Origin of the sequence: Methyloceanibacter sp. (genome assembly GCF_051306395.1) — a bacterium.
Classification (GTDB): Bacteria; Pseudomonadota; Alphaproteobacteria; order Rhizobiales; family Methyloligellaceae; genus Methyloceanibacter.
The window spans coordinates 1-3,352 of the sequence record NZ_JBPPND010000064.1; the positions used below are offsets into that span (position 1 = coordinate 1).

Here is a 3,352-nt window from a genome sequence, read left to right on the forward strand (position 1 = left end):
CAGGCTGCTCGGTGACGATTTCCGGAGCCCGGTCCTCGAGCTTGGCTTGGATCAGCTCCCACACGGCTTCACGGTATTCGTCCTTGAACTGATCGGGCTCGAACTTGCCGGCCTTGCGCTTAATGAGCTCCGTGGCGAGATCGAGCCCTTCCTTGTCGACTTTGACCTCGGGAATCTCGTCGAACAGCGTATCCGCCGAGCGGATCTCGTTTTCATGACGCAGCACTTCGAGCAGCAGGCCCTTCTCGAAGGGCTTGATGGCGGCGATGTTGCCGTGGCCGCGCAGGATGAACTGCCCGACGCCGACCTTCTTCGTCTCTTTGAGCGCGCGATGGAGCAGGACGTAGCCCTCGTCGGCCATGTCGCCGTCGGGCATCAGGTAATAGGGCGTCTGGAAGTAGCGCGGGTCGATCGCGTCCTCGTCGACGAAGCGCGCAAGATCGATGGTCTGCTTCGACTCGAGCTTCAACTCGTCGACTTCCTTGGGGTCGATCAGGACATATTTGCCCTTCTCGTACTCATAGCCCTTGGTGATCTCCTCATTCTCGACGGGACCCACGCTCGGCGCGATCTTCTGGTAGCGGATGCGCTCTCCGGTCGGCTCGTGGATCTGGTGGAAGGCGATGGACCGCTCCGACGAGGTCGCGGCGTAGAGCCTGACCGGGATATTGACCAGCGACAGCCTGAGATAACCGGTCCAGAAAGCGCGCGGTGCCATGGGCCTTACTCCTCGAAAAACGCGTAAAGCCCGCCCGGGGAGCCACTGCAAGGCCGCTCCAGGCACGGGGGTTCCGATCCTCTCCCTGGATTTCGAACGGAAATCGCGGGGTTCGGGCTCAGCCTCCTATCTTATAACCGTTTTCCTTAAGCATAAGTTCGAGCGCTTCTGGGAAGGCCACGCGCTTGGTCTCGCCCGGACAGTCTCCAGCCTCGTCGCGTTTCACGTCACACACGTCGAGCCCCCAATCGGTCTCGCGGTCGTAATACTTAAGCATCAGCTTCCACGCCTGCTTGCCCTCGCCGAGCCTGATCTTCTGAGCCACATAGCCCGCCAGGTAGCCGTTCACTTCTTGCTCGGGCACGCCGACGATCATGTTCTTGAGCCAGGCGGCATGTGCACGCTTGAAGCGCGGCGCGGCGCTCACATCCTTGATCTCGCCGTCCTTGAGCGCCAGCACCTGAAGCGGCGCCTGCGAGCAGGCGTAGCAGGCAAACGCATAGAGAAAGGCATTGTCCCGGGTCTCGAACTCGAAAGTGCCGTCGCCATCGAGATCGAGCGCCAGCATCGGGCCGCCGTCGAATTGCCCGACATCGACCGTGGACCACTCCGTGCTGTCCGCATTACTGGTAACAACGCTCGTCGCCGAGCAGCAATGGGCGCCTCCGGTGAAGAACGACACCACCACCTCCGGAAAGGCGTTGCCGGGGTCGAGCTCGGCGATCTGAATGCTGACCGGCGGGTCTGAAACCCCGGCACCCGGGCCCTGAAGCGTGGCCACGACGCGCGGCCCGGCCGGGACTGGAGGTTCGGCGGCGGCACCCCCGGCCTCCTCCTCGCCGATATCGCCTGCGCCTTGCGGCTGATCCAGGTCAGACGCCGTGGTCTCGGTCCCCCCGGGCGCCGCGGACTGGGGGTTCGGATCGTCGAAATAGACGGTCACCACCGCCCTGCGCGATGCCGTCTCGCCAAGATCGAACTCGCCTGGAAGCATCGCCTCCTCGGGAATGTCCTCCAAGGGAATCTCACCCTCCGCCAGGAGCTCGTCCCCGGCGGGGTCCTGCACCGGGGCGTCGTCGGCGTCGCCCGGCAGGTCATTGGCGCTCGGCTTTTCTTCCGGCTGGGGCTCTTCCTCGACATAGGTCAAGGTCACGCGCAGTGGACCGAACGAAATTTCGTCATCGAGGGGCGGCAGGCCATCCTCGCCCCCGCCCACCACGATCTTTGGGGATTTGTCGACCGTGCCGATCTCAGGCGCCGTGAGATATTTGGCATCGGCCGCGCGAACCGCCTGGCCGAGGCTCGGCTCCGCAGCGGAAGCGACGGCCATCCCGGCGACGCCAATGGCCCCGAGAAGGGGTAAATAGAGGTAACGAATTATCGACATTGCGCTGCACACTTCCAATCCGGCAAACAGATGTTGACATGACCTTGGCAAACTCTAACGCGGTGTCCGGTCCGGCCCCAACCGATTGGGGCTGGCACGGTTACCGGCAGCAGCCGCACTGCTTGCAACCATTTGTGTTAGGTGATTGCTTGCCGGCGCGGTTGATCTTCTTGGGTATTGAGCCCCCCAAAAGTGGCGGTGGATAGACATGAACGCGCGTGACGACCAACCGGAGCTTGCGCCTGCCGCCGTCATCACCGGCGCGACGCAAGGGATCGGACGCGCGCTTGCCGAGGAGTTCGCCAAGCACGGCCACACGCTTCTGCTCGTGGCGCGCAACGAAGCGGCGCTGGCCAAGACCGCGAGCGAGATCGCGGCTGCGCACGACGTCCCGGCTCACTATGCCGCCTGCGATCTTTCCACGCTGGAAGGCTGCAATCAGCTCGCCGATGTCCTGCGCACGAAAGGCCTCCATTGCGAATCTCTGGTCAACAACGCCGCCATCATGACGGCGGGTTTCTTCCAGGACCAGGACCGGGAGGAACTGCTCAAGATCGTCGATCTGAACATGCGCGCCGTGGTGGATCTGACGCGCCGCTTTCTGCCCGACATGCTGGCGCGCGACAAAGGCGGCGTCCTCAACGTCGCCTCGTTGGAAGGGTTCATGCCAGTGCCCTATCAGGCCACTTATGCCGCCACCAAGGCGTTCATGATCTCGTGGAGCCGGTCGCTCGCGTGGGAAGTGTTCGGCTCGAGCGTGCGCATCTGTGTCGTCGCGCCCGGCCCGATCGAGACCACGATGCACGAAAAGGCCGGCGCCGAGTATTCGCGCTACATGGTCTATTTTCCCCGCATGACCCCGGAAGCGATGGCGGAAGCCGCCTACCGGCGCTTCATGCGCGGCAACTGGGTGATCATCGAGGGCTTCCTCAACCGCGTCGTTGCCGCAAGCGTCCGCTTCATTCCGGGGATCATGCTGATCCCCGCCGTCGGCTGGTTCTTCCGAGTGCGGGACGCCGAAGGCAATCTGCAATGGCCGAAGGGTTGGAAGGCGCCGACCGGGCAGGACGCCGGCAAAGGCGACTGAGGCAAAACGCCTCTGGAGAGGCTTGAAGTCTTGGAAATGGTGGAGCCGGACGGGATCGAACCGACGACCTCAGCAGTGCGATTGCTGCGCTCTCCCAACTGAGCTACGGCCCCGAGAAGCCCGCATTTAGGGAACCGCCCCCATCCCTGTCAAGCAAGGG

Annotated in this window: 3 protein-coding genes and 1 tRNA gene; 1 reads left to right on the forward strand and 3 read right to left on the reverse strand. The window is 63.4% G+C overall.

Annotation, left to right across the window (positions count from 1 at the left end):
• Together ACSLE4_RS03980 and ACSLE4_RS03985 are read right to left on the reverse strand one after the other, a co-directional pair.
• On the reverse strand, positions 1–718 hold a 718-nt coding region (locus ACSLE4_RS03980; protein ID WP_435903184.1), incomplete at its 3' end, for a Ku protein.
• Between the two features lie 118 nt (positions 719–836).
• A complete protein-coding gene (locus tag ACSLE4_RS03985) occupies positions 837–2,105 on the reverse strand; it encodes a hypothetical protein (protein WP_435903185.1) in 1,269 nt (422 codons plus the stop codon).
• Positions 2,106–2,313: 208 nt separating this feature from the next.
• Here ACSLE4_RS03985 and ACSLE4_RS03990 point away from each other — a divergent pair, with 208 nt between their 5' ends.
• Positions 2,314–3,192, forward strand: a complete 879-nt coding sequence (locus ACSLE4_RS03990; protein ID WP_435903186.1) for an SDR family NAD(P)-dependent oxidoreductase — start codon at positions 2,314–2,316, stop codon at positions 3,190–3,192.
• 37 nt (positions 3,193–3,229) lie between these two features.
• On the opposite strand, the gene ACSLE4_RS03995 is transcribed toward ACSLE4_RS03990, so the two are convergent.
• Positions 3,230–3,305: transfer RNA gene (locus tag ACSLE4_RS03995), tRNA-Ala, on the reverse strand.
• Between the last annotated feature and the right edge of the window lie 47 nt (positions 3,306–3,352).